The organism is Bathymodiolus platifrons methanotrophic gill symbiont, from assembly GCF_002189065.1.
Lineage (GTDB): Bacteria > Pseudomonadota > Gammaproteobacteria > Methylococcales > Methylomonadaceae > Methyloprofundus.
The window spans coordinates 1-6,235 of sequence record NZ_BDMN01000404.1 but is presented as its reverse complement, the minus strand read 5'-3'; the positions used below and the strand labels follow the sequence as shown (position 1 = coordinate 6,235).

General features: G+C 40.9%; 4 protein-coding genes. All 4 read right to left on the bottom strand.

The genetic code is table 11. The features are described from left to right. Positions 1-72: 72 nt before the first annotated feature. The 4 genes from CDZ78_RS18320 to CDZ78_RS24415 all read right to left on the bottom strand — a co-directional run bounded on the left by CDZ78_RS18320 (position 73) and on the right by CDZ78_RS24415 (position 5,912). A complete protein-coding gene (locus CDZ78_RS18320; protein WP_087871269.1) occupies positions 73-2,883 on the bottom strand; it encodes a valine--tRNA ligase in 2,811 nt (936 codons plus the stop codon). Positions 2,884-3,032: 149 nt separating this feature from the next. Beyond that, the gene (locus CDZ78_RS18315) at positions 3,033-3,464 is read right to left on the bottom strand and encodes a DNA polymerase III subunit chi (RefSeq protein WP_087871268.1); all 432 of its coding nucleotides are present in this window, start codon (positions 3,462-3,464) and stop codon (positions 3,033-3,035) included. Then, positions 3,454-4,941, bottom strand: a complete 1,488-nt coding sequence (locus tag CDZ78_RS18310; protein ID WP_087871270.1) for a leucyl aminopeptidase — start codon at positions 4,939-4,941, stop codon at positions 3,454-3,456. Before CDZ78_RS18310 ends, CDZ78_RS18315 begins: the two co-directional genes overlap by 11 nt. Before the next feature lie 539 nt (positions 4,942-5,480). Beyond that, the gene (locus tag CDZ78_RS24415; protein WP_087869300.1) at positions 5,481-5,912 is read right to left on the bottom strand and encodes a tetratricopeptide repeat protein; all 432 of its coding nucleotides are present in this window, start codon (positions 5,910-5,912) and stop codon (positions 5,481-5,483) included. Positions 5,913-6,235: the final 323 nt, after the last annotated feature.

The following is a 6,235-nucleotide window of genomic DNA, read 5'->3' as shown; positions in this document are numbered from 1 at the left end:
TGCACTACTGAGAACAAGTAACCTACCCATTTGTATGGATAGGTTTCCTGTACCTTCATAATAGAGAACATATTAAAGTGCTCGGATTTTTAGTAATTGCTCATTAAAATTAACTAATGAACTATGTACTTTTGCTAGTTTTTCTTTCTCTTTCTCAATTACCGCAGCAGGAGCTTTGTCAACAAATTTAGGGTTATTCAATTTTCCTTCTATACGCGGTAAATCTTTTTCCAGCTTTGCAATTTCTTTTTCCAGACGTGCAATTTCAGCCTCTTTATCAATCAGGCCTGCCATAGGGATAAGAAGTCGCAAGTCACCAACCAGGGCAATGGCAGACTCGGGTGCAGTTTCATTTGCATCTAAACAGGTGATTGATTCAATTCGGCCAAGTTTTTGTAGATAAATCTGGGCCTGTGGTAAAAACTGCTGGTCAGTTGCGCTGATGTTTTCTAGTAAAACTGGTAAAGGTTTGCCCGGAGCAATATTCATCTCACCACGGATACGGCGCACACCTAAGATAAATTGCTTAGTCCATTCAATCGCAGCAATTGCTTGCTGGTCAATTTGTGTCTCATCTGATTCGGGATAAGCTTGTAACATGATGGTGTCAGCCTGTACTCCAGCTAAAGGTGCGACACGTTGCCATATTTCTTCAGTGATAAAGGGCATAATTGGATGAGCAAGACGTAACAATGTTTCTAGTACAGTTAATAGTGTCTTACGTGTGCCACGTTGTAATGTTTCATTATCAGATTGTAGGGAGATTTTTGATAGTTCCAGGTACCAGTCACAGTATTCATTCCAGGTAAAATCATAGATTTCTTGAGCTGCATGGTCAAAGCGATAATTTTCAATGGCATCGCTAGTTGAGGCGATAACCTGGTTTAAGCGGGATACAATCCACTTATCCGCCTGACTGTATTCCAGGTCCCCCCCATTTACACCACAATCTTGCTCTTCGGTATTCATCAGCACAAAGCGAGCAGCATTCCATATTTTATTACAGAAATTACGGTAGCCGTCGATACGCCCACTGTCTAAGCGAATATCACGTCCTGTCGAAGCAAGTGAGGCAAAAGTAAAGCGTAGTGCATCAGTACCATAAGTAGGGATGCCTTCCGGGAAGGCTTTACGGGTCGATTTTTCAATTTTTTCAGCCAGATGTGGTTGCATCATGCCTGAGACACGCTTAGTGACTAAATCTTCCAGACTAATACCATCAATTAAATCAATTGGATCGAGTACATTACCTTTTGATTTAGACATTTTCTGGCCTTCGGCATCGCGCACTAACCCATGGATATAAACCTTTTTAAACGGGACATCACCCATAAATTTTTTGCCCATCATAATCATACGGGCAACCCAGAAAAAGATAATATCAAAGCCCGTCACTAACACACTGCCGGGATAGTGTTGCTCTAATTCAGGTGTTTTTTCAGGCCAGCCTAAGGTTGAGAAAGGCCAAAGCGCAGAGGAAAACCAGGTATCAAGTACATCTTCATCCTGAGATAAGGGGTAATCATCTGCTAGCTTATGATTTTCACGAACTTCCTGTTCGCTACGCCCTACATAAATATTGCCTAATTCATCATACCAGGCAGGAATACGGTGGCCCCACCAGATTTGACGAGAAATACACCAGTCCTGAATATTGTTCATCCAGTCATAATAAGTGTTCTTCCAGTTATCGGGTACAAATTGAATTTCACCGCTTTTAACAGCCTCTAATGCTGGTTCTGCTAGTGGAGCAACTTTAACATACCATTGGTCAGTTAATAATGGTTCAATAATACTACCTGAGCGGTCACCACGTGGCACCATCAGTTTATGGTCTTCAATTTTTTCTAACAGACCTAAGGCATCTAAATCGGTGACAATTTGTTTACGCGCAGCAACACGGTCTAGACCAATATAAGCCTCAGGAATTAAGTCCTGCTCATCCTCTTCATTAGCACGAATAGCGGCATCATGCGTGAATATGTTAATTAAACCACCATGAATCTGATCCTGAATTGATGATATTTCCTTATGACGTGACCAGACTTCGTAGTCATTAAAATCATGTGCCGGAGTGATTTTGACACAACCAGTACCAAATTCAGGGTCGACATATTCATCAGCGATAATAGGAATTAAGCGGCCTGATAAAGGCAGTTTTACAAACTCACCTAACAGGTGTTTATAACGCTCATCATTGGGATGAATCGCAACAGCCGCATCACCCAGCATAGTTTCAGGGCGAGTAGTGGCAACGATTAAATGTCCTGTGCCATTAGATAGCGGATAACGCATATGCCACATAGAGCCATTTTCTTCCTCGGATAAAACTTCTAAATCCGATACGGCAGTATGTAAAACGGGATCCCAGTTAACCAGGCGTTTGCCGCGATAAATCAAGCCTTCTTCGTAGAGGCTGACAAATACTTCCTTAACCGCTTCTGAAAGCCCATCATCCATGGTAAAACGCTCGCGGGACCAGTCTAAAGAAGCCCCCATACGGCGTAATTGTTTGGTTATTGTGCCGCCGGATTCTTCTTTCCAGTCCCAGATACGTTCAATAAACTTTTCACGGCCATAATCATGACGTGTTTTTCCTTCCTGATTTATCAGTCGTTCAACTACCATCTGTGTAGCAATGCCGGCATGATCAGTGCCTGGTTGCCATAAGGTATTATAGCCTTTCATGCGATGATAACGGGTAAGCGCATCCATAATGGTATCCTGGAAGGCATGCCCCATATGCAAACTACCGGTGACATTAGGGGGGGGAATCATGATACAGAATGATTCACCTTCCTGATTGGGAGCGAAGTGATTTTTTTCTTCCCAGGTGTTGTACCAATGTTCTTCGATAGCAGAAGGATTGTATGTTTTTTCCATGAATGCGGTTTATTAAGATAGTTTTATATAAGGGGTGTCGTTCCCAGACTCTGTGCGGAAATATGGACAGCGACAATAGAGTGTCGCAAATCATTGGATGCATGAGCGCTCCTGAGGTATTTCCACATAGAAGTTTGGAGGGATCGTGTTTACATTTTATGCGTATTTGGTGTTATGCCAAGCGTTTGGTAATGTCGATAGCGTTTTCTTCCCGCTTGCTTTTGCGTTTCATCATTATCCAGCAATTCAAAAATCTGTTCTGATTGGCTAATATCCTCCGGACAGTGCTCAGATAAATTAATCAGCGTATGTTGCCAGGGAGGAGGAGCTTGTCGTGTGCCAATTATAACGGCATTCGCTGTGCCGGGTAAGATATCCTGATAAATTTCATGAGGTACAAAACTACTGCTACGAAATGTCCAGAGTAGCCTATTCATTTGCTGTGCTTGCTGCATTGACTTAGTCAGGATATAGGTTTTAAACCCTAGACGAAAAGCTTTTTCAGCTAATTTACAGGCAAATGCTTGCCGCCCCTGTTCCGATTGAGACGACAGAACATAAAAATTAACTTTAGGCGGCATTCGCACGATCTAATAAGTATTGTACCAATAAGGGCACAGGTCGCCCCGTTGCGCCTTTGGCATCACCTGATTTCCAGGCTGTTCCCGCTATATCCAGGTGCGCCCATTTATAATCTTTGGTAAAACGCGATAGAAAGCAGGCAGCAGTAATTGTACCAGCATCACGACCACCAATATTGGCAATGTCGGCAAAATTTGATTTCAACTGGTCCTGATATTCTTCCCATAATGGTAAACGCCAGACGCTATCTAAAGCTGTTTCACTAGCTGCAGATAAATCATTGCAAAGTGTATCATCATTACCAAGTAGACCGCTGGGTACTCGTCCTAACGCTACCAGGCAGGCCCCTGTCAGGGTCGCCATGTCAATCACGACATCAGGATTGAATTTTTTGGCATAAGTTAGTGCATCACATAGAATTAATCTGCCTTCAGCATCGGTGTTTAAAATTTCGATAGTCAATCCGGCCATGCTGGTAACTATATCACCAGGTTTATTAGCATCACCGTCAGGCATATTTTCTGATGATGGAATGATGCCGACGATATTTAAGGGTAGTTGCAATTGCGCTGCTGCTTGTAGTGCGCCTAAAACTGCAGCACTGCCACACATATCGTATTTCATTTCATCCATGCCGGCACCCGGTTTTAATGATATACCCCCTGCATCAAAGGTTAAACCTTTACCGACAAATACAATGGGCTGTGTGTTTGCATCAGCACCCTTATATTCCAGAGTAATTAATTTAGCTGGCTGGCGACTCCCACGACTCACTGAAAGAAACGAACCCATACCGAGTTTTTGCATATCAGCTTCTTCTAGAATTTCAGCACTTAGGTTTTTATGTTGTTTGGCTATTTCAATGGCTTGTTCTGCTAAATAGGTCGGTGTGCAGATGTTACCAGGTAAATCTGAAACATGTTTTGTCAATGCAACACCCTGAGCAATAGCAAGACCTTGATCAAGACCGGCTTGAATAGCAACGGCATCTGTTTCGCTATGCAAGCTTATAGACGTTAAAGTCAGTTTAGCGGCAGGTTTGCTTTTACAGTCATTAAACTGATAGAAGGGAGCATCAAAGGCTTCAACAATGTGTCGTGCATTCCAGGTCAGGTTTTGACCTGTCACCTGGTTTTCCACCAGGCAACAATCAGCGCTTTTGATTTGTGTAGCTTTCAAGGTATTAGCAGCAGCGGCGACGGCTTTACGATATTTTTTACTGCTTAAGTCATTTTTATCACCCAGACCAACTAATAATGCACGTTTAATAGCAGCATGGGGCAAATAGTTAATCAATAAAGTATCTGCTACTTTTCCCTTAATATCACCGCGCGTAAGAATATTACTGATTAAACCGTCTGTTAATGAATCTAGTGTTTGCGCTGCCGGACTTAGCTGGTTTTCTTCAAAAATGGCAACAATAAGGCATTCAGATTCCAGTTTTTCTATAGGGGTATTGGCTAATAAATAATCCATAAAGCTCATCAAGTTGTAGGGGTTAATAATGGCATTGATTATACAATATATTTTGCCAGTAAGAGCCTGTCGTACAAGATTAGTCGAAAACTAGCCAATAGAAAGCTTCAACCGAGTGAAGTATATTAAAATTAATAACCACGTCCTATGGGCGAGGGTAAGTTTGTAGACTCTAGCCTGACGTTGTTAGTACTGTTATTGATAGAGTAGAGTGTATAGACAATGGATTTCCGTTTAAAGCAGGACATAATGATAGGAGTAAAAAAGCTTTAGCTTTTTCTGAAATAGCAATAGCTGAAGCTATTGTACTCCACTCAAGTTTTTGAATATTAACAGGGCTAAAACACCCTAGAAGGGTGTAATCAAAACTACGCTCTTAGAATGTGGATATTTAATTTATTAATAAGAGAAAACTATGTGTACAGTAAGCTGTGTAACTGTTTTTCAGCACTTGTGCGTTCTGGGAAATCCTGGCCGCTACTCAATGCTTTTTCAAAATAGATTGAAGCTCTATTTTTATTTTCTATTTTTAAAGCTGATTAAGCTACTTTGTAATAAAAGCTGGGGTTTCCAGCAACTTTTTTTGCTACGTCCTGATAAAGCGCATCGGCCTTTGTGTAGTTACCCATTTGAAAATAGGTCTCTGCCAATGTGTACTTTACGGCGTAATTATTAGCATTTATTTTATTAGCTTGTTGAGCATATTTTAGTGCATTTTCTGGCGAATTAAGCTTTTCAATATAGGTAGATGCAAGTTCATTAAGGGAATAATCAGACTGTTGTTGAGCCAGAATTGCCTGTAATTCTAAGATGGCTTTTTCAGGCTGGTTGAGTTCATTATAAAGCGTAGCTAATTTGAAGCGCAGAGAAAGAATTTCAGGGTGTTTTTTACTGACCTCGAGATAGGCTGTTAAAGTTTTTTCTTTATTACCCTGAGTGTATTGAACTGAAGTTTCCCAATAATTATTTATGGTAAAATTGAAACTATGCTACAACTATATGAAAAAAATAGTCTTTTCATTCGTTTCAAATGCTATTGCCTAAGGGGAATTAAGTAGGGGTTTGCTATAAACATGGCAAAACCACCTAAAATAAACCTCGATACACCAGCATTGTGTATTTCAGCTACTCAATAATTGGGAAACTTCAGTTAAAGACATCAGTGTTTCCATTGAAAGCAACAATAGCTAAGAAACTTAGAGAGTATGCCTTATTTTAGAGGCGGTATGCGATTATCTTGTCCTACTCCCAGATTTTTAATCAATCCTAAAAATTCTTCGCAGGATAAGCACAT

Bases quoted from the DNA above. Each gene is read 5' to 3' on its own strand.
- CDZ78_RS18320 (WP_087871269.1), bottom strand. From the start codon at position 2,883: ATGGAAAAAACATACAATCCTTCTGCTATCGAAGAACATTGGTACAAC.
- CDZ78_RS18315 (WP_087871268.1), bottom strand. From the start codon at position 3,464: ATGCCGCCTAAAGTTAATTTTTATGTTCTGTCGTCTCAATCGGAACAG.
- CDZ78_RS18310 (WP_087871270.1), bottom strand. From the start codon at position 4,941: ATGGATTATTTATTAGCCAATACCCCTATAGAAAAACTGGAATCTGAA.